This window comes from Bacteroides sp. AF20-13LB (assembly GCF_003603065.1).
Lineage (GTDB): Bacteria > Bacteroidota > Bacteroidia > Bacteroidales > Bacteroidaceae > Bacteroides > Bacteroides uniformis.
In genome coordinates this window covers 245273-271929 of the sequence record NZ_QTMH01000003.1, presented here as the reverse complement: position 1 = coordinate 271929, position 26657 = coordinate 245273, and the positions used below count along the sequence as shown (strand labels likewise).

At 47.5% G+C, this 26657-nt stretch carries 18 protein-coding genes and 1 tRNA gene; 7 read left to right on the top strand and 12 right to left on the bottom strand.

The window, feature by feature from the left end; translation table 11 throughout:
* Positions 1-169: 169 nt before the first annotated feature.
* Positions 170-253, bottom strand: a tRNA-Leu gene (locus DWX62_RS04675).
* Between the two features lie 157 nt (positions 254-410).
* Between DWX62_RS04675 and DWX62_RS04670 the strand changes: the two genes are divergently transcribed.
* Complete coding sequence (locus tag DWX62_RS04670) at positions 411-1496, top strand: mannose-1-phosphate guanylyltransferase (RefSeq protein ID WP_005824399.1); 1086 nt, start codon at positions 411-413, stop codon at positions 1494-1496.
* A gap of 100 nt (positions 1497-1596) precedes the next feature.
* Here DWX62_RS04670 and DWX62_RS04665 read toward each other — a convergent pair whose 3' ends face one another.
* From DWX62_RS04665 to DWX62_RS04655, 3 genes are all read right to left on the bottom strand, one after another.
* The gene (locus tag DWX62_RS04665) at positions 1597-1989 is read right to left on the bottom strand and encodes an HIT family protein (RefSeq protein ID WP_005824396.1); all 393 of its coding nucleotides are present in this window, start codon (positions 1987-1989) and stop codon (positions 1597-1599) included.
* A gap of 49 nt (positions 1990-2038) precedes the next feature.
* Positions 2039-2503, bottom strand: coding sequence for a transcription elongation factor GreA (greA, locus tag DWX62_RS04660; RefSeq protein WP_005824394.1), 465 nt, complete (start codon positions 2501-2503; stop codon positions 2039-2041).
* Positions 2504-2693: 190 nt separating this feature from the next.
* On the bottom strand, positions 2694-3845 hold the full coding sequence (locus tag DWX62_RS04655) for a thioredoxin-like domain-containing protein (RefSeq protein ID WP_120172616.1): 1152 nt from the start codon (positions 3843-3845) through the stop codon (positions 2694-2696).
* 207 nt (positions 3846-4052) lie between these two features.
* Here DWX62_RS04655 and pnp point away from each other — a divergent pair, with 207 nt between their 5' ends.
* From pnp to DWX62_RS04630, 5 genes are all read left to right on the top strand, one after another.
* Positions 4053-6197 (top strand): polyribonucleotide nucleotidyltransferase, encoded by a 2145-nt coding sequence (gene pnp, locus DWX62_RS04650; protein WP_005824386.1) that lies wholly within the window; start codon positions 4053-4055, stop codon positions 6195-6197.
* Positions 6198-6369: 172 nt separating this feature from the next.
* Positions 6370-6942, top strand: coding sequence for an RNA polymerase sigma-70 factor (locus DWX62_RS04645; protein WP_005833682.1), 573 nt, complete (start codon positions 6370-6372; stop codon positions 6940-6942).
* A 96-nt stretch (positions 6943-7038) separates the two neighbouring features.
* Positions 7039-7974 (top strand): FecR family protein, encoded by a 936-nt coding sequence (locus tag DWX62_RS04640; protein WP_005824380.1) that lies wholly within the window; start codon positions 7039-7041, stop codon positions 7972-7974.
* 165 nt (positions 7975-8139) lie between these two features.
* On the top strand, positions 8140-11487 hold the full coding sequence (locus DWX62_RS04635) for a SusC/RagA family TonB-linked outer membrane protein (protein WP_117680859.1): 3348 nt from the start codon (positions 8140-8142) through the stop codon (positions 11485-11487).
* A gap of 12 nt (positions 11488-11499) precedes the next feature.
* Positions 11500-13101 (top strand): SusD/RagB family nutrient-binding outer membrane lipoprotein, encoded by a 1602-nt coding sequence (locus DWX62_RS04630; RefSeq protein WP_005824376.1) that lies wholly within the window; start codon positions 11500-11502, stop codon positions 13099-13101.
* Here the strand turns inward: DWX62_RS04630 and DWX62_RS04625 are convergent.
* Complete coding sequence (locus DWX62_RS04625) at positions 13098-15302, bottom strand: sodium-translocating pyrophosphatase (protein WP_009037367.1); 2205 nt, start codon at positions 15300-15302, stop codon at positions 13098-13100. The genes DWX62_RS04630 and DWX62_RS04625 overlap by 4 nt on opposite strands.
* A gap of 66 nt (positions 15303-15368) precedes the next feature.
* Here DWX62_RS04625 and DWX62_RS04620 point away from each other — a divergent pair, with 66 nt between their 5' ends.
* Complete coding sequence (locus tag DWX62_RS04620; protein WP_120172615.1) at positions 15369-17450, top strand: LruC domain-containing protein; 2082 nt, start codon at positions 15369-15371, stop codon at positions 17448-17450.
* Between the two features lie 93 nt (positions 17451-17543).
* On the opposite strand, the gene DWX62_RS04615 is transcribed toward DWX62_RS04620, so the two are convergent.
* The 7 genes from DWX62_RS04615 to infB all read right to left on the bottom strand — a co-directional run bounded on the left by DWX62_RS04615 (position 17544) and on the right by infB (position 26600).
* Positions 17544-17864, bottom strand: a complete 321-nt coding sequence (locus DWX62_RS04615; protein ID WP_005824368.1) for a heavy metal-binding domain-containing protein — start codon at positions 17862-17864, stop codon at positions 17544-17546.
* A 70-nt stretch (positions 17865-17934) separates the two neighbouring features.
* The gene (locus DWX62_RS04610) at positions 17935-19155 is read right to left on the bottom strand and encodes a cysteine desulfurase (protein ID WP_050756854.1); all 1221 of its coding nucleotides are present in this window, start codon (positions 19153-19155) and stop codon (positions 17935-17937) included.
* A 67-nt stretch (positions 19156-19222) separates the two neighbouring features.
* Positions 19223-20566 carry a Fe-S cluster assembly protein SufD gene (gene sufD, locus DWX62_RS04605; protein ID WP_120172614.1) on the bottom strand — a complete coding sequence of 448 codons (1344 nt, stop codon included), beginning with the start codon at positions 20564-20566 and terminating at the stop codon, positions 19223-19225.
* A 17-nt stretch (positions 20567-20583) separates the two neighbouring features.
* Positions 20584-21339, bottom strand: coding sequence for a Fe-S cluster assembly ATPase SufC (gene sufC / locus DWX62_RS04600; RefSeq protein ID WP_005824362.1), 756 nt, complete (start codon positions 21337-21339; stop codon positions 20584-20586).
* 44 nt (positions 21340-21383) lie between these two features.
* Positions 21384-22838 (bottom strand): Fe-S cluster assembly protein SufB, encoded by a 1455-nt coding sequence (gene sufB / locus DWX62_RS04595; RefSeq protein ID WP_005824359.1) that lies wholly within the window; start codon positions 22836-22838, stop codon positions 21384-21386.
* Positions 22839-22886: 48 nt separating this feature from the next.
* Positions 22887-23399, bottom strand: coding sequence for a CvpA family protein (locus tag DWX62_RS04590; protein WP_055288449.1), 513 nt, complete (start codon positions 23397-23399; stop codon positions 22887-22889).
* 153 nt (positions 23400-23552) lie between these two features.
* Positions 23553-26600 (bottom strand): translation initiation factor IF-2, encoded by a 3048-nt coding sequence (gene infB, locus DWX62_RS04585; RefSeq protein ID WP_057281899.1) that lies wholly within the window; start codon positions 26598-26600, stop codon positions 23553-23555.
* Positions 26601-26657 lie beyond the last annotated feature (57 nt).

Here is a 26657-nt window from a genome sequence, read left to right as displayed (position 1 = left end):
GGCAATAATAAGGAAGAAAAGATAGGATAAGCGTTAAGAAATTATAAAGATATGGGGAAGAAAACTATTAAAGTACACCTTTTCTTTGTATTCGTCATTCAGTACACATTTAGTACGCCCTATAAAAGCAGAAAACCCTGATAATCAGGTGATTATCAGGGTTTATTCGTACCCAGACCCGGGGTCGAACCGGGATGGAAGTGAATCCACTGGTGTTTGAGACCAGCGCGTCTACCGATTCCGCCATCTGGGCATGTTTGACTTCTCAAATGCGGTGCAAAGATACAGCTTTTTTCTAAACCTGCAATACTTTTCCTAAAAAAAGGCGAAAAAAACGATAAAACCTGCTTGAATCATTCCTTGTTTGTAAAATATGCAGTACATTAGCAGAAACTTTTAAAATCAATAGCATGGTAACCAATAAGGATAATTTCTGTGTAATTATGGGCGGAGGAATCGGCAGCCGTTTCTGGCCATTCAGCCGCAAGACACTTCCAAAACAGTTTCTGGATTTCTTCGGTACAGGACGTTCCTTGCTGCAGCAAACCTTCGACCGCTTCAAGCAGGTAATCCCCATGGAAAATATACTTATCGTAACAAATGACTTGTATGCCGACCTTGTAAAAGAACAGCTTCCCGAACTTAAACCCGAACAGATTCTACTGGAGCCGACACGCAGGAATACAGCCCCCTGCATTGCGTGGGCTTCCTATCATATCCGCGCCTTGAATCCGAACGCCAATATAGTGGTAGCTCCTTCGGACCACTTAATCCTGAAGGAAGGCGAATTTCTGGCAGCTATCGAAAAAGGGCTGGACTTCGTTTCCCAATCGGACAATCTGCTGACACTCGGCATCAAGCCCAACCGTCCGGAAACCGGATATGGCTATATACAAATAGCCGAAGCCGCCGGTGATAATTTCTACAAGGTAAAAACCTTCACTGAAAAGCCCGAACTGGAACTGGCAAAAGTATTCGTGGAAAGTGGAGAATTCTATTGGAACTCTGGTCTGTTCATGTGGAACGTAAATACCATCATCAAGGCAAACGAAGCCCTGCTGCCCGAGCTGACTTCCAAACTGGCCCCCGGCAAAGATGTGTATGGAACAGTCCAAGAGAAACAATTCATTGATGAGAACTTCCCTGCTTGCCCCAATGTCTCCATAGACTTCGGCATCATGGAAAAGGCAGACAATGTATATGTGTCATTAGGCGATTTCGGCTGGTCTGATTTAGGAACCTGGGGGTCTTTGTATGATTTGTCTCCCAAAGATGAAGCAGGCAATGTAGCCTTAAAATGTAAATCCCTCATCTATAATAGCAAAGACAATATCGTGGTGCTGCCCGACAACAAACTTGCAGTTATCGACGGTTTGGAAGGTTATCTCATAGCCGAGTCGGACAATGTATTACTGATTTGCAAGAAAGATGAAGAACATACCATCCGCAAATATGTGAATGATGCCCAGATAAAACTGGGAGAGGAATACATTTAAATTAAAAATTAAAGGATAAGTGCCGAAGGCAAAAAAATAGCGGGAGCTGGATGAAGTCCAACTCCCGCTTCCGTTTATTTAGGGGAGGAAAATAAACCGATTAAAGCACTGCACGGATAGCTTCTGCCACAGCCTTGAATTCTTCGTCCGTCAGTTTCAGTTTGGGATTGGAGAAAAGCATATCTTTTTCGTTCTGCATAGGAATCAAATGTATGTGCGCATGAGGCACTTCCAGCCCCAATACCGCTTCTCCTACCTTTCTACACGGAAAGGCCTTGCCGATGGCAAGTGCCACTCTCTTGGCGAAAACATGCATCGCCGCCAAATCCTCATCGTTCAAATCGAAGATATAATCCACTTCCTGCTTGGGAATGACCAATGTATGACCTTTTACCAACGGATTGATGTCAAGGAACGCAAAGAATCTGTCATCCTCCGCCACCTTGTAGCAAGGTATTTCACCTGCGATAATTCTACTGAATATTGTTGCCATAGCTATAAATTATAAAATAAGGCAAGCCCGTATGCGGACCTGCCTTCCTTTAAAAGGATATGTTCACTACTTCCAGGTTAATCATGCCCTGCGGAACTTTAATTTCTGCGATGTCACCTACTTTCTTGCCAAGCAGACCTTGTGCAATCGGAGTATTGACGGAAATCTTTCCTTCCTTCAGATTGGCTTCACTTTCGGAAACGATAGTATAAACCATCTTCATGCCATTCTTCACGTTCTTAAGCTCTACCTTATTGAGAATCTGTACAGAATCGGTTTTCAACTTCGACTCATCAATAATCTTAGCGTCGGCAATGGTCAGCTTCAAGTTGTTAATTTTCATCTCAAGCATACCTTGAGCTTCCTTGGCAGCGTCATACTCTGCATTTTCCGACAAATCACCTTTGTCACGCGCTTCGGCAATGGCAGCCGATATTTTGGGACGTTCCACCGTCTCCAGGTGTTTCAATTCGGCCATCAATTTCTTGTAGCCGTCTTCTGACATATAAGCCATACTTTTTCCTCCTTAAATGTTATGTTAGTTTTTAATGGTACTATAAACAAAAAAGAATTCCAACATGGTCAGCATGCTGGAACCCTCTTTCCGATTTTCCTTTGCAAAGATAGCCTTTTATACAATGCGTGTCAAGCATAAAAGGCTGCTTTGTAACATATTTAAACGAAAACTTCTTATTTATAACATGTTACAGCAATGCTTTCACTGCCGCCTCCAGGTCTTTAATGCTCTCTCCACGGGCACTCAACTCATTGTTCTTGTTGACCAGGAACACAGAAGGCACATTCTTCACATTATAAGAAGCCGCTATAGACGAATAAATTCCATTGCCGTCGCGCACACAAATCCAAGGCAGATTGTCGGCAGTTGTTTTCCAATAGTGCTCGTCTGCATCCAGAGAAACCTGATAGATTTCCAATCCCTGGGCGGCATACTTGTCGTACAAGTCGCGCAACATATAATTATGTGTAGCAGAAACGGCACTCTGATAAACAGTGAAGTCCACAATAACAGCCTTGCCCTTCAGTTCGCTCAACTTACGTGTATTGCCCTTCATGTCACGCAGGTTAATGTCGATGATGCCGGTTTCGGAAATTGCCTCTTCGGGGATTTCCACCACCTTCTGCTGCGGAGTACGGGTATTCTTCATTCCCTTTATCACAATATTGTAGAGGTTCTTGGAGCGGTCGGCATCCGGATAATAATTGTTCAGGCTGGTTGCCACGGCTGCAAAACACTTAATGTCTTCCTTATTGTTCAGAGGGTCGAAAATCAAATAATTATTCAACTTCTGGAACAAGGCGAAATAGGCAGCAGCCGTATTGGGAGCGGCAAAAATATAGCTGATTTTCACTTCATCCTTATAGTTCTTCAATAAAGAGGCAAGACTGTCCTCAAAAACATCGGCACCTATCTTATGTGCCTGCACCGACTGCAGCAATGCATTCACATTATCCTGAAGCTTCATCTGCTTCAGCGTCAAGTCCTTTATCTTCGAGCTATTCGGAGAACCTTCCACTGTATAGGCAGTGGCGAAATCGGTATAAGGTGCCTTTACCAAAACCGTTTCCGTCGAATCTACCGAGAAATTAATAACCTTGTCGTCTACCCGCAGACGGTAAAATTCCGGAGACACCGGACGTACCTGCTTGAAGTGGAAAGAGCCATCCCCTTCCAGTTTTACAGAATCCAAAGGAACAATACCTTCCAATGCCGAGGCTTCCAAATAAAGCATCTTGCCGTCGGCACCAGACACTTCACCCTCTACTTTGAATTTCGGTTCGGAATTACATGCACCCAATGCTATTGCAGCAAGTACCATAAAAAAGATTTTCTTCATATCGTATCTTCAGTTTTGTTTTGCAAACGTGCCTGCAAATATACTTCTTTTCAAGTTCAGTCAAAGCATTTTCCCTCGTTCTTCCATATAGAAAACTGCAAAAAACAACTAAATACAAACTTTTTATCTCATTCCCACCATTTTACATGAATAAATTATGTATCTTTGCACGAATTTTGAAAGAAAATTAGATATAAAACATTTTTTATGATTAACCCAATTGTTAAGACGATCGAGCTTCCTGATGGCAGAACCATCACGCTCGAAACGGGAAAGCTGGCAAAACAGGCAGACGGTTCTGTAATGCTTCGTATGGGCAACACCATGCTTTTAGCTACTGTTTGTGCCGCCAAGGACGCAGTTCCCGGAACAGATTTCATGCCATTACAGGTAGAGTACAAAGAAAAATTCTCCGCATTCGGACGTTTCCCCGGCGGTTTCACAAAGCGCGAAGGACGCGCTTCTGACTACGAAATCCTCACTTGCCGCCTCGTTGACCGTGCTCTCCGCCCCTTATTCCCTGATAATTTCCATGCAGAGGTATACGTAAACATCATTCTTTTCTCAGCAGACGGCGTAGATATGCCCGACGCTCTGGCCGGACTCGCAGCTTCTGCCGCACTTGCAGTTTCAGATATCCCCTTCAACGGACCTATTTCCGAAGTACGCGTAGCACGCATCAACGGACAATTCGTCATCAACCCTACCTTCGAACAACTAGAACAAGCCGATATGGACTTGATGGTGGGCGCCACTTACGAAAACATCATGATGGTGGAAGGCGAAATGGACGAGGTTTCCGAGCAGGACTTGCTGGAAGCGATGAAGGCCGCACACGAAGCCATTAAGATTCAGTGCAAGGCACAGATGGAACTGGCAGAAGAAGTAGGCTCTACCGTGAAACGCGAATATTGCCACGAAGTGAACGACGAAGAACTCCGTAAGGCCGTTCACGACGCTTGCTACGACAAGGCTTATGCCATTGCCGCTTCCGGAAACAAGAACAAGCACGAACGCATGGATGCTTTCGATGCCATCCGCGAAGAATTCAAGGCACAGTTCTCCGAAGAAGAACTGGAAGAAAAGGCAGCCCTCATCGACCGTTACTATCACGATGTGGAAAAAGAGGCGATGCGCCGTTCCATTCTGGACGAAGGCAAGCGCCTTGACGGACGTAAGACGACCGAAATCCGTCCTATCTGGTGTGAGACCAGCTACCTGCCCGGCCCTCACGGTTCCGCTATCTTTACACGTGGCGAAACACAGTCTTTGTCTACTGTGACTTTAGGCACCAAGTTGGACGAGAAGATTATCGACGACGTATTGGAACACGGAAAAGAACGTTTCCTTCTGCACTACAACTTCCCTCCGTTCTCTACGGGCGAAGCCAAGGCACAGCGCGGTGTAGGCCGTCGTGAAATCGGCCACGGCCATCTGGCATGGCGTGCATTGAAGGGTCAGATTCCTGCAAACTATCCGTATGTAGTACGCGTGGTATCCGATATCCTCGAATCAAACGGTTCTTCTTCCATGGCTACCGTATGTGCCGGAACTCTGGCATTGATGGATGCAGGTGTGAAAATCAAGAAACCGGTATCAGGTATCGCCATGGGATTGATTAAGAATGCAGGCGAAGACAAATATGCCGTATTGTCCGATATCCTCGGTGATGAGGACCACTTGGGCGACATGGACTTCAAGGTGACCGGAACAAAAGACGGTATCACCGCCACTCAGATGGACATCAAAGTGGACGGTCTGTCATACGAAATCCTCGAAAAGGCATTGCTGCAGGCTAAAGAAGGCCGTGAATATATCTTGGGCAAAATCACCGAGTGCATTGCCGAGCCTCGCGAAGACCTGAAACCTCACGCTCCGCGTATCGAGACAATGACCATTCCCAAGGAATTCATCGGTGCTGTCATCGGCCCTGGTGGAAAGATTATCCAAGGTATGCAGGAAGAAACCGGTGCTACCATTACTATTGAAGAAGTGGACAACATCGGTAGAATCGAAATCGCCGGTACCAACAAGAAGAGCATCGATGATGCTATGCGTATCATCAAAGGGATTGTAGCTGTCCCCGAAGTAGGCGAAGTCTACAAAGGCAAGGTACGCTCCATTATGCCTTACGGTGCATTCGTTGAATTCCTGCCGGGTAAGGACGGCTTGCTCCATATCTCCGAAATCGACTGGAAACGTCTGGAAACAGTAGAAGAAGCCGGTATCAAGGAAGGTGATGAAATTGACGTAAAACTTCTCGACATCGACCCGAAGACCGGAAAATTTAAGCTGTCACGCAAAGTATTGCTTCCGAGACCGGAAAGACAAGAAAGACCGGAAAAGAAATAAGAAATTTCTTATTCTTTAAGTATATAAAGCCTGGTGGAACCCCATCAGGCTTTCTTTTTGTCAATACTGCCAGAAATGGCTCTGAAAAAACAAGGCATAATGCTTGCATATTCCAAAAAGATTATGTTTTTTTGCTATGTAAAGCCTTATATTCCATAAAGAACCTCAATTAATGTCCGGTTTAAGGAGCCTACATACTATGAATCTTTTCTCACGCTTTTTCCAGGAAAACCAAGAAAAGTTTTTGGCTTTTGCTTATTCTTATCTCAGGGATAAAGCAGAAGCGGAAGACGTTGTGATGGAATCCATGATTGCCTTATGGGAAAACCGAGACCGCTGGGAAGAAAACAGTAACCTGCATGCCCTGCTGCTGACCATCATAAAGAACAAAGCCCTGCACGTACTCGAGCACAAGCAGGTGCGTCTGCGAGCGGAAGAAACCATCAGCAGCCACAACCTGCGCGAACTGGACTTACGCATCTCCACCTTGAAAGCCTGCGAACCGGACCAGATATTCAACACGGAAATACAGCATATCGTAAATAAGACCTTACAGGAAATGCCCGAGCAAAGCCGGAAGATATTCATGTTGAGCCGATACCAGAACCTGGCAAACAAGCAGATTGCCGATAGTCTGGACATATCACTTAAAACCGTAGAGGCACACATCACCAAAGTGCTGCGGATTCTCCGGCTGAGACTGAAAGATTATCTTGTTACCATACTCATAATATTAATATCCTAAAAAATGCTTCTACGGAATAGGGTTACCGCCCACTTTCCGGTTATATATACAAAAGGTAAAAAGAGCACGTTTTAGAAAAGAAATAAATTATTGACAATGAACCAAGAGCTATTATATAAATATTTCAAAGGTATTACTTCCGTTGAAGAAGAAAAGATGATACTCGACTGGATAGACGCCTCGGATGAAAACCGGGACATCTTCCTGAAAGAGCGCATGATATACGACATTTCCTTGTTCTCGGACAAGCAGGGAAACAATGAAAAGAAAACGGTGCACATCATGCCGATGCTCCGCTGGGCGGCCCGTATAGCCGCCGTCACCATTGTCGCCATTGCCGGTTATTTCATCACCTCCGACTTTTTATATAACAAGGAGGTGCAGTTGCAAACAGTCACTGTGCCTGCCGGACAACGGGCCCAAATTATCCTTGCCGATGGAACACGCGTATGGCTGAACTCCAAGTCCACCATGAAATATGCCGCCAACTTCGGACGCAACGAACGAAATGTGGAATTGGACGGAGAGGCCTACTTTGAAGTAGCCAAAAACAAGAATATCCCATTCTATGTACATACAGAAACGAACAAGGTAAAAGTTGTAGGAACGAGTTTCAACGTCTGTGCCTACAGTGGGAGCCATGAGTTCGGAACCACATTGGTGGAAGGTATCGTCGATATCTATCCGGCCAACAGCAGCCAGATAATCACCAGGTTGCAGAAAGACGAGGTATTTCTCAATGAAAACGGAAAATGTAGAAAGGCCGTCCTTCCTTCCTATGAATATCTACGCTGGAAAGAGGGACTATACTGTTTTGACGACGCTCCATTCAGCGGTATCCTCGGTAGACTGGAGAAATACTATAATGTAAAGATAACCGTTGCCAGTCCTCAACTGCTGAACTACGGCAGCTTTACCGGCAAGTTCAGAGAGCAGGACGGCATCGAACATATACTGCGGACCATCTCGAAAGACCATCCTTTCAAGTTCCGCATCAACGAAGAAAAGGATTCAATTGTTATATATGAGTAAGAAAAAAAGATCGGAAAGTACCCCCATACTTTCCGATCCGAAACAGTCAAAAATCGACCTTAATCAATTTATTAACTTAACACAGTGACAAAGATATGAGAAAAATTTTGTTGATGAGGCTTTTTTATCTAAAAAAATTAGATTTTAAGCAATTATTGCAAACCTATGAAAATCACATTATTCCTTCTCCTGCTTGTTATATTTCAGGTGTACAGCGGGAACTGCTACTCTCAGAATGCCAGGGTCAGCATTCAAAATGCCCGGCTGAGGGTAGGGCAAGTTCTCGAGCAAATTGAATCGCAAACAGAATACTTATTTGTATATAACAAACAGAACGTCGATGTACGCCGTACCGTCGACATCAATGCAAGCAACCAAACTGTTTCCGAAGTACTTGACCAAATGTTCAAAGGGACAGACATCAAGTATGTGATGGAAGGCAAAAACATCGTTTTAACCAAAAACAGCAGGAGTGCTGAGGATAAGACAGACACTCTGCAGGAAATGGCTACTGTAAGAGGAAAGGTGACGGACTCCAAAGGCGAACCGATTATCGGTGCCAACATTCTTGAAAAAGGGACCGCCAATGGTGTTATCACCAATACCGAAGGAGAATTTAGTATGAATATCCCTCCTTATGCCACTATTGTCGTATCCTACATCAGTTATGAGCCGCAAACCATTGCCCTGAACGGTAGAAATAATCTCCACATCCGGATGGAAGAAAAGAACCTCGCCCTGGAGCAAGTAGTGGTAACCGCCATGGGTATCCAGAAGAAAATGTCCTCATTGACCTATTCTACCCAACAGATAAGCAGCAATGAGCTGACCCGTGCCAAAGAGCCGAACATGATTAATACACTGGCAGGAAAGACGGCCGGAGTACAAATCAATAAAACCGCCAATTTAGGAGGTTCTGCCAAAGTCGTCATTCGCGGTGCACGCTCTGCATTTGCCAGCGGCAACAACCAGCCCTTGTACGTAATTGACGGTGTTCCTATGCTGAACAGCTCAACAGAATCCACCTCCACCGTAATCGGCGGTAACTACGATGGATTGAACCGTGATGCCGGTGACGGGATTTCCAACTTGAATCCGGACGACATAGAAAGCATCAACATCCTGAAAGGTTCTTCTGCCGCCGCGCTTTATGGTTCGCAGGCAGCTAATGGCGTCATTCTGATCACCACTAAAAAGGGAAAGGCCGGACTGCAGCGCGTTACATTCTCCTCCAACCTGACCGTAAGTCACGCCATCAGTACCCCCGAATTCCAAAATACATACGGCCGGAACGAAGATGGCGGTACGGCAAGCTGGGGTACAAAAGGCAATGTAACGGACTATGACAACATAGGCGAGTTCTTCAGCAATGGCATCACCACTTTCAATTCGCTGGCTATCACTACCGGAAATGAAAAGGTACAAACTTATTTCTCATACGCCAACACCACGGCTAAAGGAATTGTGGACAATAACAAACTACAGAAGAATAACCTGAACCTACACGAAACGGCCAGCCTCTTCAACAACAAGCTGAAACTGGACGGCATTGCAACACTAATGACCCAAACCGTCAAGAACTCCCCTGCTACCGGCGGCTATTATCTGAATCCGCTGGTCAGCTTGTACAGTTTCCCACGTGGCGTAGACATGAGCACTTACAGAGAAAACTTTGAAACGTGGAATGCCGACCGCAATATGATGACACAAAACTGGATTGAAAAGAATGGAGATGGTACCGTCAGTGAATGGGGACAGAATCCCTACTGGCTGAAAAACCGCGTGCTCAGTGGCTACAAGCGTTATCGCGCTGTGGCATCGGCCAGAGCCAATCTGCACATTACGGACTACTTCAGCCTGCAGGTACGGGGTAATGTGGATTATATCAGTGATAAATTCGACAATAAGATGTATGCCACTACAGCTCCCAACATCGCCGGCAAATACGAGGACAAGGAAAACGGACGTTACATCTGGTCGGACAGCCAGGAAATCCAAGTCTACGGTGACGCAATGGTCTTGTTCAACAAGGAATTTGATGACTTTTCCCTCAATACGGCACTGGGAGCCAGCATCAACATGAGTAAAGTCAATTCACTGACGATAGACTCAAGGCTTGCTTCCCTCTACAAACCGAATGTATTTACCGTCCCCAATGTAGTGATGGACTCCAAAGCAGCCGTAAATCAGAGCATCGACAGCAAACGCACGCTCCAATCAGTATTTGCCACCATGCAGTGGGGCTGGAAAGGACTACTATACTTGGACATTACCGCACGTAACGACTGGTCATCCACATTAGCCCACACAGACAGCAAGAATACCGGATTCTTCTATCCCTCCATAGGAGCTACCTGGATTCTTAACAAAACCTGCTCCCTGCCCAAATGGATAAGTTTTGCAAAAGTGCGCGCTTCATGGGCGGAAGTCGGTAATGACCTCCCGATAGGAATCACCAATCCGGTAGACATCATCATGGTAGGCGGCAGTATCAATGTAAATACCGTAGAACAGCGCGGTGACCTAAAACCGGAAATCAGCAGCTCCATCGAATTCGGTACAGAATGGCGCTTCTTCCATCACCGCTTCGGGATAGACTTCACTTGGTATCAGACCAATACCAAGAACCAGTTGTTGAGAATGGACAATCCTACGGGCTCCACCTATAAATACCGGTATGTCAATGCCGGAAAAATACGTAACCAGGGTTTTGAGCTGACGGTAGACGCCACTCCGCTACTATACAGAAACTTTTCGTGGAAGAGTCTCATCAACATGTCCGCCAACAAGAACAAAGTAGTGACCCTGCATCCTGACTATCCAGAATTTTCCTACTACGAAGAAGGTTTCAACGCAGGCTATCAGATGCGCGTCAAAGAAGGAGGCAGCCTGGGGGATATTTATGGAAATGCTTTCCGCCGTAACGAGGATGGCAGCATCATGGTTGATGAAACCAGCAAAAGGCCTTTAGGAAATACCGGAAACAAGGATTTGCTTGGGAATGCCAATCCAGACTTCACCATGGGATGGAGCAACACACTTACCTACAAGAACCTGGAGCTCTATTTCCTGATAGATTTCCGCTTTGGCGGCGAAGTCATGTCACTGACACAGTCTGAGTTGGATGCCAACGGCGTGACCAAAGTCACCGAAGATGCCCGCACCCGGGGATATGTAGAATACCAGGGACAGAAGTTCAACGACCCGAGAGCATTTTACAGCGCAGTAGGCGGCAGAAATGCCATCTCCGAATATTATATGTACGACGCAACCTGCATCAGACTCCGTGAAGTATCACTGAGCTATTCTTTCCCGAAAACGATACTGGAAAACAGTAGATTCATAAAGGGAATCGACGTATCATTGGCAGCGCGCAACTTGTGTTTCTTAAAGAAGGAAGCACCGTTCGACCCCGATGCAGTAATGTCCGTAGGCAACAACAATCAAGGAGTAGACGTGTTTGGCATGCCTACTACCCGGAATATCGGCTTTAACCTAAGATTAACCTTTTAAAATGAATACCTTATGAAAAACAAGTGCATCATATTCCTTTTCTGCCATAGCATATTGCTGCTTGCAGCTTGCACCGGCGGTTTTGAGAACGACAACGAAATCAAGGGAGGTTTCTCGGACGACAAAAAGGAAATAGATTTCCAGAACCTAACTGCTCCATTCGAACCCATACAGTCGGGTATCTACTTCAATATAGGTTCTGTTGGCTTAAATTGGGTATGGCAGATGACACAATCCCTGAACCATGACATGTTCTCCGGCTACTTCATGGACCCTATTCCTAAATTCATGAAATCCAACGCCTGCTACAACCTGAACTCAGGCTGGACCAATGCCGCATGGCAATGTACTTACGGATATGTCTACACGGAGGTGCAGAAGGCAGAAAAGAACTTTTATGGCAATGACAACTTGAAAGGCTACCTCGGCATTACCGAAATTTTGAAAGTGGAACTGATGCACCGCATTGCCGATACATACGGTCCGCTGGTCTACCATCAACTGGGTGAGACACCCCGGGTTTACGGACAGCAAGAAGCCTATACACGCTTCTTTGCAGACCTGGACGAAGGGCAGCAATTGATAAGGGAATACCTGGACGAGGGCGGTGACAACAACAAATTCAAAGAGTATGATATGCTGACCAACGGCAAGACCTTGAAGGAGTGGTTAAAGTTTGCCAACTCACTACGTTTGCGCCTTGCCATGCGCATCTCCAATGTAGATGCAACACTTGCCAAAGACCAAGCAACCAAAGCACTGAATGACAATCAAGGTGTACTGGAAGGTGCAAGGGAAACCATCGCTGTAATGGGCAAGAACTATATCAATCCTTTGTGTGCCGTTGCCGGTTGGGGTGAAGTCTACATGAATGCCTCGATGGAATCCATTGTCAACGGTTATGAGGACCCGCGTGGCAAGAAATGGTATAACACCGCCCTTCTCGAAGGTTATCAAAAACAGTTGTTAGGCATTCCCATCGGGTTACCCATGAAAGACGGTGACGCCAACATTTACAGTTTTTGCTCTTCCCTCAACACAAGTACCATCGGCGAAAAGACCGGAGCCGTATTGATGAGTGCGGCAGAAGTCTGGCTGCTCAGGGCCGAAGCAGCCCTCCGTGGCTATACCAAAGAGAATCCCCGCACATGCTATGAATACGGGGTAAGTACTTCATTTACACAGTGGGACTGTGCTGGTGCCTCCGAATATCTGGAAAGCGACAAAACCCCTGCCGATTATAAAGATGTAGTCTCGGGCGGCAAGGTAGGCAAGGACATGAAAGCCTTGATTACCATATCCCCCAAATGGGAAGAAGATGCAGACATAGAGACGAAACTCGAAAAGATTATTACCCAGAAGTGGCTGGCATGCTGGCCCGAAAGTTATGAGGCATGGGCTGAGCAACGCCGTACCGGATACCCCAAACTTTTCAAGGTCCAAAACAACACCGGAAAAGTGATTGATACGGATATCATGATCCGCCGCCTTCCGTTCTCGACGGACGCTGCCACTGCCGACCCGGCACAATACGCCACCCTCACGGAAAAACTGGGTGGCGCAGATAACGGCGCCACCCGCCTTTGGTGGGATACGGGGAAAAACTCTTTCTAGAACAGACTCCACGCAACCGTAAGCCCTGCCATCACAATGGCTACCATGCTCATCAGCTTGATTAGGATATTCAAGCTCGGACCGGATGTGTCCTTGAACGGGTCTCCTACGGTGTCACCCACGACTGTAGCCTTGTGGACTTCACTGCCTTTGCCGCCAAAGTTGCCTTCTTCCACATACTTTTTGGCATTATCCCATGCACCACCGGCATTTGCCATGAAGATGGCAAGCACGAAACCACTGCTCAATCCGCCAATCAGCAGGCCGAGCACACCGGGAACACCGAAAATAAGTCCCGTCGCAATCGGAGCAATGATAGCTATCAGTGACGGAATCACCATCTCGCGTTGCGCCCCTTTCGTCGAGATTGCCACACAACGCTCATAATCAGGCTCCGTTTCTCCCGTAAGGATTCCCTTGATTTCGCGGAACTGGCGGCGCACTTCGTCTACCATATGGGCCGCTGCACGCCCTACCGCATTCATCGTCAATCCACAGAAAAGAAATGCCATCATCGAGCCCAGAAACATACCGGAAAGAACTTTCGGATTCATCAGCGTCACATCGTAGTGATGCATAAAGTCGAAGAAAGTGGCATCTTGAAGAGCCACGGCATCGCCATGAGGAAGCGACAGTTCGGTAGTCCCGAGGCGGGTCAGCCCGATACGGATTTCCTCGACATAAGAGGCCAGCAAAGCCAATCCCGTCAAAGCGGCGGAACCGATGGCAAAGCCTTTGCCCGTAGCGGCTGTAGTATTGCCCAAGGAGTCAAGCGCATCGGTACGCTTACGCACCTCTTCACCCAGACCGGACATTTCCGCATTGCCACCCGCGTTGTCAGCTATCGGTCCGTAAGCATCTGTAGCAAGCGTGATGCCCAATGTAGAAAGCATACCTACTGCGGCAATGCCAATACCATAGAGCCCCAGACCCACATTAGAGAAGTCGAAGCCCGAAGCAAAGAGATAAGAAGCAATGATACCTATCACCACGGCAATCACCGGAATAGCCGTAGAAAGCATTCCCAAGCCTATACCGGAAATTATGACTGTCGCCGGACCGGTCTTTCCGCTTTCACTCAGCTTTTGGGTAGGACGGTAGGATTGGGAAGTATAGTACTCCGTAGACCGCCCGATGATGATACCTACTATCAAACCCACTATCACGGAGCAGGAAATCCACAGCCAGTTGTCCAACTTCAGCAGCCACAGGATAAAGAAAGTGGCGACAACTATCAAAATAGAGCTGAGATTAGTACCGAAAGCCAGTGAGTTCAGCAAGTCCTTCATCTTCGCATTCTCTTTGGTACGCACGGAGAAGATACCGATAATGGAAAGCAATATTCCGACGGCTGCAATCAGCATCGGGGCGATTACGGCCTTGAACTGCATCAGCGTATCACCCGAGTGGATAAAAGCCGCAGCACCGAGGGCAGCCGTAGCAAGGATAGAACCGCAATAACTTTCGTACAAATCAGCCCCCATACCTGCCACGTCGCCTACATTGTCGCCTACATTATCCGCAATCGTGGCAGGATTACGCGGGTCGTCTTCGGGAATACCGGCTTCCACCTTTCCCACAAGGTCGGCACCTACATCGGCAGCTTTTGTATAGATACCGCCACCTACGCGTGCAAACAATGCCTGCGTGGAAGCGCCCATACCGAAAGTCAGCATGGTAGTGGTAATGATGCAGAGTTTATGGGTGGGAGTCATTACATCTTCCGGAATTACAGCATTCAGCAACAGATACCAGAAAGATATATCAAGCAAGCCAAGGCCAACCACTACCAGTCCCATCACCGCACCGCTACGGAAAGCCACGCGTAGTCCGGCATTCAGCGATGTGCGTGCCGCATTGGCAGTGCGAGCCGATGCGTAGGTGGCCGTCTTCATACCCAAAAAGCCGGAAAGTCCGGAAAAGAATCCTCCGGTAAGGAAAGCAATCGGCACCCAGGAGTTCTGCACTCCGAAACCGTATGCCATAATGGAGAAAAGGATAACCAGCCCCAGAAATACCCAGCCCACAATCTTGTATTGTTGGCGAAGGTAAGACATAGCACCTTTGCGCACAGCAGCGGCAATCTTAATCATCTGAGGCGTACCCTCACTCTCTTTCATCATCTGACGATGGAAATACCAGGCAAAACAAAGTGCCATAATAGAAGCGGCTGGAACCAGCCAGAATAGGATTTGGTCCATAGCATTTATTCGTATTAAAAGGTTGAACGAAAGCCTAAAAATATTGATTTGAAACGAAATAAGCAAATGAAAAAGAAAAGAAATCCAAGCAAGCATGTATTTATACTGGCGAATAAAACAACAAGCAGTACCCTTTTTTACCTATTTTTTGTATTTAATGAGAAGAACAGAGCACATATAGATATATATTACAACTTTTATAGTACCTTTGCAACAAGTAAACAAGCTAAAAACAAAGGCATTATGAAACCAATCTATTCTAACCTGACATGCAAGATGCTGGCTTTGACATTATGCAGCATTATGCTGGCATTCCTATCCATAGGATGCGAACATGACGTCTACAATCCCGATAATGGAAAAGACGATGAGAAGACTCACAACTCTTTTGATTTTTCTACGACATCTTCCATCCAAGTAAACGTAAAGTATGATGTCCCCGAAGGCTATAAAGTACTTTTTGAAATCTATCTTGAAGACCCGTTCACGATTGACAAAGATGGCCAGATTATAAAACGCACAGACCTGGAACCGGTCATCAGACGCATGACAGACGGTAACGGTGCATATAGCGGCAAGGAAATCATCAATTCGGACCATGGGGACGAAGCATATATCTATACTTCTTATATAGGGGTCCCCACCCTCTTCAAAACAGTTATTGCAGGAGATGCCATTACTGCCGACATCAAATGGGATTCCACCGATGATAATCCGCAAACACGGGCGGAGGGATGGCAGGCACCCAAAGGATACCATGTATTAGGAACATGGAGCTCCAAAGGATATCCTCATTATTTAGACACAGACAACAAAATCACAATTCCCGGTGATGTATTGACAATCATCAATACGACCTTGAAGGAAGGAGGCACATGCCCTAAGCAATACCGACAAGCCATAGATTTTGAAATCAATGATCCGGAAGGGCGCAATGCGGAAGTATCCATCCGGATAATTGGAGGAACCAGCGGTGCAGCGAGCGCCTTTGGCTATTATTGCTATAGGGCAGACGCATCTTTAAGTGAAATTAAAAAAGCCCCCAAATGCATTGTTTTTCCAAACACTCTGATGGATAATTATTATAATAAAAAGGCTTCCGGACTACAAGGCGGTGAAAGTGTAAAGCTTCATTACATAGACCCCGACGGAGTGGACCAAGGCACCGTATTTCCCAATGGAGTAAAAATCGGATGGTTCCTATTGAATGACAGCTTCTATGGCGGAAACAATAAGCCTTTCTACTCTACTACAAAGCTGAATGGGGACGGCCGTACACATACAGCCGCATTCCGCATCGATGATTTTGTCGTATTGTCCTTTGAAGATTGGACAGACCAAGACTATAATGATATACAATTCAACGTATGGTCCAACCCCATCGAAGCCATCATCAATCCGGATATTCCTGATATCAAACCTGACGGTGGCAACGAGGATAAGAAATACAGTCTGGAATACAAAGGAATCATCGCTTTCGAAGATAATTGGCCCAGAAAGGGTGACTATGACTTGAATGATGTTATTGTAAAATACCAGTCCGTATTGAACTTCAATGATGCCAATCAGGCCCTTTCTACAGAAGACACCTATGAGTTGCTTTGGTCCGGTGCCACTTTCAAAAATGGTTTCGCTTACCAACTGAATACAGAACGCAGCAATATGTCAACTGAAATATTGGAAGCCCCCACAACTTTCAACGGACAAGGACTGGATACAGACCTTTCCAAAGCTACCGTCAATGTATTTCTAAGTGCGCTCGATGTAACAGAGAGAAATACAAAAACCGCTACATATAAGATAAAGAACACCTTCAAGACTCCACTATCACACGAAACGCTTGGAATTCCCCCTTATAATCCATTCATCATGGTACATGACGAATTGAAAGAATCACGCATCGAAGTGCATTTGGTCAACTATCCTCCTACTGAAAAGGCAGACATGGCTCTATTCCATACCGAAGAGGATTTGTCCTCTGTACCGACAAGCTATTATGTAGCCAATGGCAACTATCCTTTTGCCATTCATCTAAGTGGAGCCACAAACTTCAATACTCCTGAAACCCACCCGATAGACAAGAGCTTTGAACATTTTATGGATTGGGTCAATTCCAATGGAACAGATTATAAGGATTGGTACAAATAACCGATAAAAGATACTCCTTATAAAGAAAATGGCAACCATTCACAGGGTTGCCATTTCTTATATCTTCCTATGTTGTAATATAGTAGAGCGAACTTATTCCACCGTTACAGCCGTACCGCATGCCGTAACCATCAACATGCTGCCACTGCCTCCTACCGTTTCATAGTCCAAGTCTACACCAATCACGGCATTGGCACCCATAGCACGGGCATGTTCTTGCATCTCGCGCAAGGCTATATCTTTAGCTTCGCGCAGCACTTCTTCATAAGAGCCACTTCGCCCACCCACCACGTCGCGGATGCTGGCAAAGAAATCGCGGAATACATTGGCACCGATAATCGTTTCACCGGAAACGATGCCATAATAGCGGGTGATACGTCCACCCTCAATAGTCGGGGTTGTTGTTACTAACATAATTCATTTTTTTAGTTGTTGACATATTAGACGCAAGGAATGAAAGAAAGGTTGCAAAGCTTTGCTTTGGTCAGAACATCCGGCTGACACGAACTATACCTGCCACCAGCACATCTATCTCCTCCCGGGTATTGTAAAGCCCGAAAGATGCACGCACTGTTCCTTCGATGCCAAGACGCTGCATCAATGGTTGGGCACAGTGATGTCCCGTGCGTACGGCAATGCCAAGACGGTCGAGCAATGTACCCATATCAAAATGATGGATATCACCTACCAGAAACGATATGACACTACCCTTGTCTTCTGCCTCGCCGAAGATACGCATACCGGGAATCTCTTTCAGCCGTTGCATGGCATACTGGGTCAATTCGTGTTCATAGGCGGCAATCTTGTCCATCCCAACCAGCGAAACGTAGTCCAAAGCTTTGGCAAGTCCGGTAGTACCGATATAATCCGGCGTACCGGCTTCAAACTTGAAGGGCAATTCATTGAAGGTAGTCTTTTCAAAAGATACATGCTGAATCATCTCTCCACCGCCCTGATAGGGAGGTATTCTATCCAGCCACTCCTCTTTACCATAAAGCACCCCTACCCCCGTAGGACCATACACCTTGTGCGCAGAGAAAACGAAGAAATCGGCATCCAGATCCTGCACATCTACCGGCATGTGGGGAATGGACTGGGCACCGTCCACAAGCACCGGAACACCCTGCTCATGGGCAAAAGCAATCATCTCCTTGACGGGATTGACCGTACCCAGCACATTGGAAACATGCGCCACACTGACAATCCTGGTACGTTCGGAGAACAACTGCCTATATTCGTCCAATAAGAGTTCGCCCTTGTCATTCATCGGAATCACCTTGATGGTAATTCCACGCTTGGCGGCAAGCAGCTGCCAGGGAACAATGTTGCTATGGTGTTCCATCACAGAAAGAATCACCTCATCCCCCTCCTGCATAAATTCCTCACCAAAGCTGGAGACAAGCAGGTTGATACTCTCCGTCGTACCACGGGTGAAGACAATCTCATTCGTGCTGCGAGCATTGATGAAACGTCTCACCGTCTCACGCGAGGCCTCGTGCAGCTCTGTAGCCTGCTGCGACAGGAAGTGCACTCCGCGATGCACATTGGCATTCACCGAATAATATTCGTCCGTAATGGCATTTACTACCTGGCGAGGTTTCTGCGTAGTCGCGCCGTTGTCCAGATAGACCAACGGCTTGCCATATACCTCACGGGAAAGGATAGGGAAATCAGCTCGAAGCCTCTCCCCCAGCCCCTCTCCCATAGGGAGGGGAGCCAAGATACTACTCTTATTTATATCGTTGTTCATAATGAATCGAAATTATAAGCTATCACTTGCAGATGGCGCACCCCTGGCATTTGTTCAGTTCCCCCCGGAAACGCTTCTCTACCAGCAGATGCAGACGGTCTTTCAAAGCATCCAAACGGATGGTGTCGATAACTTCGTTGACAAAAGCGAACATCAGCAACAGGCGCGCCTCGCGCACCGGGATACCACGCTGCCGCATATAGAAGAGAGCGCTTTCATCGAGCTGCCCCACCGTAGCGCCGTGACTGCACTTCACGTCATCTGCATAAATCTCCAGCTGAGGCTGGGTGTACATATGTGCATCTCGGGTGGCACAAAGATTGCGGTTGGTCTGTTGCGAACTGGTGTGCTGTGCGTCAGGGCGCACTAAAACCAGACCGGCAAAGGCACCTACAGCCTGCTCGTCAAGGACATACTTATAAAGCTCATTGCTGGTACAGTTGGGCACGGCATGGTCGATTGTCGTATGATTGTCCACATGCTGATTCTTGTCTGCAATGGCCATACCGCACAGATTCAGCTCCGCATGTTCACCGACAAGCGTCACACGGGTTGTATTCCGTGTAGTTCCGTTGTGCAAGGTCATACCATTCAGCAATACATTACTATTGGCTTCCTGCTTTACATACATATTGCTGATACGTACCGTACTGGTGTGTGTCTCTTCGAGTTCATAAAAATCGAAAATGGCATTCTCACCGGCAAAGATTTCTATCACCTGCGTTGCCAGGAAGTTCACGCCGTCCATCGCATGATCACACACCAACAAGCGGGCTTGTGCACCCTCCTCCAGAATAATCAGCACACGGCGGTTCACCATAAAATTGACGTCACCACGCAGGATATTCACCAGCTGAATAGGTTTCTCTACCACCACGTTCTTAGGAACATAAAACAGAACGCCGTCTTGTGCAAAAGCGGTGTTGAACGCCGTCACCCCATCCTCTGCCGTATCAGCCAACTTGCCATAATATTTCTTCACCAAATCGGGATGTTTCCCGGCCACCTCCTTCAGGCTGTCGAAGATAACCCCTTCAGGCAGATGGGACTTGGGCAAAGCCCTGCCATAAAAAGCATCGTTCACCACAAAATAAAGAGCAGTGCTCATATTGGGAACATCGCACTTGAACACTTCATAAGGGTTCACCGGAATTTCCAACCGGTTCAAGTTCAAGCCATAATCCGGCTCAAAGAACTTGCTGATATCCGTATATTTGTATTTCTCCTCCTTACGGGTGGGAAAGCCCAAGCGCTCAAAGTCAGCAAAAGCAACGGCACGCGGCGCATTCAGCACCTCGGCACTATGCCGGCATATCATCGCCTCCGTTTGGGAGAAAAGGTCTATGTATTGTTGCTCTACACTCATGTTTTCAGATTATGAGTTTATAATTCACCTGCTTCTTTCCTTATCCAATCGAAGCCACGTGTTTCAATCTCCTTCGCCAATTCCGGTCCACCGGTCTTTACGATACGTCCACCCAGCAGTACATGTACCGTATCGGGTTTGATATAGTCCAACAACCGCTGGTAGTGGGTAATGACCATAGCACTGGTTTCCGCAGTCTTGAGTTTGTTGAAACCGTCGGCCACAATACGCAAAGCATCCACATCCAATCCGGAATCCGTCTCGTCCAAAATAGCAAAAGTCGGTTCCAACATCGCCATCTGGAATATCTCGTTACGCTTCTTTTCACCGCCGCTGAAACCTTCGTTCACGCTACGGTTGGCCAGCTTGTTGTCCAACTCCACAATGGCACGCTTCTCGCGCATCAGCTTCAGGAACTCACTGGCCGACAAAGCAGGCAGATGGCGGTACTTGCGTTGCTCATTCACAGCCGCACGCATGAAGTTCACCATCGACACGCCCGGAATCTCTACCGGAGCCTGGAAAGAAAGAAAGATTCCTTCATGTGCACGGTCCTCAGGACTCATGGCAAGCAAGTCCTTGCCATTAAAGGTAATTGAGCCGCGCGTCACTTCGTAAGCAGGATGGCCAACCAACACATTACTCAACGTACTTTTACCAGCACCGTTCTGTCCCATCAGTGCATGTACTTCTCCATCACGTATGGTCAAGTTGATGCCTTTCAATATTTCTTTGCCATTGATGCTGGCATGCAGGTCTTTTATCTCTAACATCTTTATATTTACTATTTGACTATTTACAATTTACTATTTATAAATCACCCCACGCTTCCTTCCAGCGAAATGGCAAGCAATTTCTGCGCTTCTACGGCAAACTCCATCGGAAGTTTATTCAAAACTTCTTTGGCATAACCGTTCACAATCAGCCCCACGGCATCTTCCGTAGAAATACCGCGCTGATTGCAGTAGAATATCTGGTCCTCACTGATTTTGCTGGTAGTGGCCTCATGCTCCACGATGGCCGTTTCATTGTGAATATCCATGTAGGGGAAAGTATGCGCGCCGCATTTGTCACCAAGTAGCAAGGAGTCGCACTGGCTGTAATTACGAGCATTGTCCGCTTTCTGTGCCACGCGCACCAAGCCGCGGTAAGAGTTTTCGCTCTTTCCGGCAGAAATGCCTTTGCTCACAATGGTGCTCCGGGTATTCTTGCCCAGATGAATCATCTTTGTTCCCGTGTCTGCCTGCTGATGGTTATTGGTTACTGCCACACTATAGAACTCCGCTGTCGAATTGTCGCCGGAAAGGATGCAAGACGGATACTTCCAGGTAATGGCCGAACCTGTTTCCACTTGTGTCCAAGACAGTTTACTGTCCACCCCTTTACAATGGCCACGCTTCGTCACAAAGTTATAGACACCACCCCGGCCCTCGGCATCACCGGGATACCAGTTCTGCACGGTGCTGTATTTCACTTCTGCACGGTCGTGCACCACAATTTCCACAATGGCCGCGTGCAACTGGTTCTCGTCACGCATCGGAGCCGTACACCCTTCCAGATAAGAAACGTACGAATCATCATCCGCCACAATCAAGGTTCTTTCGAACTGCCCCGTATTGCGGGCATTGATGCGGAAATAGGTGGACAACTCCATCGGACAGCGTACCCCCTTCGGGATATAGACAAAAGAACCGTCGGAGAACACCGCCGAGTTCAGTGCCGCAAAGAAGTTGTCACGATAAGGCACCACCGAACCGAGATATTTCTGTACCAAGTCGGGATGCTCGCGTACAGCCTCGCTGAATGAGCAGAAGATGATTCCTTTCTCCATCAGCGTCTCCTTGAAGGTAGTCTTTACAGACACCGAGTCCATAACGGCATCCACAGCCATACCGCTTAACGCCATCTGCTCTTCCAGCGGAATGCCCAGCTTATTGAAAGTCTTTATCAACTCAGGGTCCACCTCATCCATACTTTTCGGTCCTTCCTTCTTCTTCGTAGGGTCGGCATAGTAGGATATGGCCTGATAATCTATTTCGGGAATGCGGAGATGTGCCCATGTAGGCATCTCCAATGTCAGCCAGTGGCGATATGCCTTCAGGCGGAACTCCAGCAACCATTCCGGTTCTCCCTTCTTCTCAGAGATAAGCCGCACTACATCTTCATTCAGCCCGCGCTCAATGATGTCTGTATGCACGTCGGTCGTGAAACCGTACTTATACTTCTCCTGAGTGAGTTCCTTTACATATTTATTGGGTTCTTCTTGTTGCATCACTTCTATAATTACAAATTATGAATTACAAAATCACGGTTCACGGTATCAGTCAAAGTCTCCGTTTACAATCTGCTCCGTAACCGCCTTTGCCGCGGGAAAGAATATCCCGGCAAACTCTTCCATAGGATAATATAACACTGATTCTTTCTTTTTTGTTTTGCTAATCAGCGTATTGTCTCCGTCTATAAATTCGATGACACCAATCAGCAGGCTCGTCAGCAGGAGGTACTTCAAAGCCCCTAGACCAGCCCCCAACCAATGATTGAGCCAGCCCAGCGAGACGGCCTCCATTGCCCGGGTCAGCAGAGAAGCCACCAGGGAGAAGAGCAAAGGAACAGCCAGCCAGATGAGGACAAATGCCAGTACTTGCGCCACTGTCATAGAGTCTGTCAACGTGGGGCACAGCTTCACTGCCAACGAGGCATACAAAGCCCTTGCCGCCAGCAGACCGACAATCAGCCCCAGCAGAGAGGCCAATTGCTTCACGAAACCTTTCATGAAGCCGATGATTGCGCCCAAGCCGAAAGCAGCCAATATGATGATATCTATAATTGCCATAAAATTAATGTACCAATGTGACAATATGCTAATGTGCCAATATGCTAATGGGTCAATGAGCAAATAACTAATATGCAAAATGTGCCAATTGCCCTGCGGCATTTTCTGTACGCGCAGCCAATTGGCACATTAGCATATTTGCACATTATTCAATTATAATGTTTGCTTCACTTCTATTTCTTCGTAAGATTCGATAATATCGCCCACCTTGATGTCGTTGCAGTTTGTCAGGCTGATACCGCACTCGAAATTGGTACCTACCTCCTTCACGTCGTCCTTGAAGCGCTTCAGGGCATTGATGGCACCCGTAAAGATTACGATACCGTCGCGTATCAAACGGGCCTTGTCGCTGCGTTTCACCTTTCCGGTCTTGACCATGGCACCTGCCACCAGTCCCACCTTCGTGATGTTGAACACTTCGCGCACCTCGATGGTTGCCGTTATCTGCTCCTTCAATGTCGGTGCCAGCATACCTTCCATGGCAGCCTTCACCTCTTCGATGGCATCGTAGATGACGGAGTACTTGCGGATATCCACACCCTCCTGCTCTGCCATCTTGGCGGCAGCACCCGAAGGACGTACCTGGAAACCGACGATAATCGCATCCGAAGCGGCAGCCAGCGAGACATCCGATTCGGAAATCTGACCGACACCCTTGTGGATTACGTTTACCTGCACCTGCTCCGTAGACAGCTTGATTAAAGAGTCGCTCAACGCTTCCACAGAACCGTCCACGTCACCCTTCACAATCACGTTCAGCTCATGGAAGTCACCCAGCGCCAGACGGCGGCCCACTTCGTCGAGCGTCAGCATCTTCTGCGTACGCAAACCTTGTTCACGCTGCAACTGTTCGCGTTTGTTGGCAATCTCGCGTGCTTCCTGCTCCGTTTCGATTACGTGGAACGTGTCGCCAGCAGCAGGTGCACCGTTCAAGCCCAATATCAGGGCAGGTGTAGAAGGACCAGCCTCCTGCATGCGTTGGTTACGCTCATTGAACATAGCCTTCACCTTACCGTAGCTGGTACCCGCCAGCACGATGTCGCCCATTTTCAAGGTACCGTTGGAAACGAGTACCGTAGCCACATAGCCACGACCCTTATCCAATGAGGACTCGATAATGGAACCGGTAGCACGGCGGTTCGGGTTTGCTTTCAGCTCCAGCATTTCTGCTTCGAGCAGCACTTTCTCCATCAACTCGGGTACACCGATACCCTTTTTGGCAGAGATATCTTGCGACTGATACTTACCGCCCCACTCTTCCACCAAGAAGTTCATGGCAGCCAGCTCTTCCTTAATCTTGTCGGGGTTGGCAGTCGGTTTATCAATCTTATTGATTGCAAATACAATAGGAACACCCGCAGCCATGGCATGGTTGATGGCTTCCTTTGTCTGCGGCATCACGTTGTCGTCAGCAGCCACAATGATGATGGCAATATCCGTAGCTTTGGCACCACGGGCACGCATGGCGGTAAACGCCTCGTGGCCCGGAGTATCGAGGAATGTAATCTTACGTCCGTCGTCCAGCGACACGTGGTAGGCACCGATGTGCTGTGTGATACCACCCGCTTCACCGGCAATCACATTCGCCTTACGGATATAGTCGAGCAATGAAGTCTTACCGTGGTCTACGTGACCCATCACCGTTACAATCGGAGCGCGAGGTTCCAAATCTTCCTCATCATCCTCTTCCTCTACGATGGCCTGCGCCACTTCTGCGCTTACATATTCTGTCTTGAAGCCGAATTCCTCAGCCACCAAGTTGATGGTCTCGGCATCCAGACGCTGGTTGATGGATACCATCATACCAATGCTCATACAAGTGGCGATGACCTGAGTAACAGAAACATCCATCATGCTTGCCAACTCGTTGGCCGTCACGAATTCCGTAATCTTCAGTACCTTGCTTTCTGCCATTTCCATGTCTTCCAATTCCTGCATACGGCTGGAAGCCATGTCACGTTTTTCCTTACGATACTTGGCACCTTTGTTCTTTCCTTTGGAAGTGAGGCGTGCCAAAGTTTCCTTTACCTGCTTTGCTACATCTTCCTCGCTAACCTCCTGCTTGATGACCGGCTTCTTGAAGCGGTCCTTATTGCGGTTGCGGTTATTATTGGCATTGTTTCCACCAGGCTGGTTTCCACCTTGCGGGCGGGCACCCTGACCTTGCTGGGCACCTGCGTGTCCACGGTCGTTGCCACCACGCTGGAAGTTGGAAGCATTGTTGATGTCCACTTTCTCCTTATTGATACGGACACGTTTCTTCTTGCCGTTGGCATCGCCGGCAGCGGTATCCTTCAACTTGCTGTCATCACGGCGGATTTCCTTGATGATAGCTTCCTTCATCTGCTTCTTCTGATCCTGGCGAATCTTTTCCTTCTCTTCACGCTCCTTGCGTTTCTCCTCTTTCGATTTCTTCTTTGGGCGTGTGGATTGGTTCAGGGCCGCCAAGTCTATCTGTCCGATAACATTAATCTTCGAAACAAACTCAGGCTGATGTATCTTGAAGATTTCTTCTCCTTCTTCTTTCCCCTCTTTTTCAACCGGTGCTTCTTCAGCTGCCGGTGCGGGAGCAGGCGCTTCTATCATTTCTTCCTTTTTAGATTCTTGTTGAGCCTCTACAACCGGAGCAGGCTCTTCCTTGACAACGGGTTGTGGCTGCGGTTCCGAAACGGGCTGCGGCTCGGGCTCAGATGCCGGCTGTACCTCCGGTTGCGACTGTGGTTCCGGTTGGGGAGCAGGAGCAGGTTCCGGTTTCGGCGTTTCTACAACTGCCGGTTCCTCCACCTTCTTCTCCTCTACCGCTTTTTCCGCTTCTTTCTCTTTTTCCTGAGCAGGAGCAGGTCTACGGTTCAGTTTGTCCAAATCAATCTTGCCTACCGGCTTGAACTTCGGACGTGCGTCTTCCGGAACAACCGTCTTAATCTCCTCGGGCTTCGCTTTCTCCTGCGTTTCCCTATAGCCGTCAATAGACACGGACGCCTTGTTGCGGTCCTTGCTCTGACGTTCCTGGCTGAAACGCTCCGACTTTATCTTAAGGTCCTTATCTGTACTAAACTCCTTTTTGAGCAGTTCGAACTGTTCATCCGTAATTTTTGTGTTCGGATTTGCCTCAACGGTAAATCCCTTCTTTTGCAGGAACTCGACAGCCGTCGTAATCCCTACATTTAAATCTCTTGTTACTTTGTTTAACCTTATCGTCATACTAATTTAATGAATTAATGTGCCAATATGCTAATGTGCTAATTGGCTGAGAAAAAA